The organism is Mycobacterium sp. Soil_C_30 (assembly GCF_057656995.1).
In genome coordinates this window covers 1-641 of sequence record NZ_JBDGJH010000056.1, presented here as the reverse complement: position 1 = coordinate 641, position 641 = coordinate 1, and the positions used below count along the sequence as shown (strand labels likewise).

At 72.7% G+C, this 641-nt stretch carries 1 pseudogene; it reads right to left on the bottom strand.

The window, feature by feature from the left end:
- A pseudogene (locus tag AC3A6P_RS36090) lies at window positions 1-641 on the bottom strand (hypothetical protein); the annotation flags it as partial.

The following is a 641-nucleotide window of genomic DNA, read 5'->3' as shown; positions in this document are numbered from 1 at the left end:
GCGAGGGTGACCGCCGGCCGGATGGGCGCGGCGTGGCAGCCACGGGTTGAATCATCCTGCGGTGCATCGTTTTCCGTTTTCCCGGCACGCGCGGCGGGCTGCCCGGCGGTGGTGTCGGTGTCGGCCGGGTCGGTGTCGGGGTTGGGCACCGCGGCGTCGCCGCCACTGTCGGGGTCCTCGGGTCCGGGGGCGGGCGCCGGGGTGGCTCTGGGCGGGTCCTCGTCGTCGCCGTCCTCATCGTTGGGGCTGGTGGAGGTCCAGTGCGCCCAGGGCGGTTCGTCGTCGTCGTCCTCTCCGGTGGTGGTGTGGTTGTCGAAGTCGCGGGCCAGGGCTTCCAGGTCGACGGTGGGCGCGGGGTCGGTGGGGTTGGCGGGTTGGCGGTTTTGCAGGGCGGCGACCTGGGCCAGGGCGGCTTCCAGGGTGGCTTGTTCGGCCAGGATGTGCACCATCACCGACCCGACTTTCGACGGGATGGTCGCCGCCGGGCAGTCCGGTGTAGCGCAGCGGCAGATCAGCCGGTCGTGGCCCCGGAACACCGCCCCGTAGGCCGCGCTGCGCAACTCGCCGCGGGAACGCGGGTCGTTGTTGCAGACGGTGTCGGCGTAGGCGTTGAGCACCCGTACCGACAGGTCGGCGTCGGC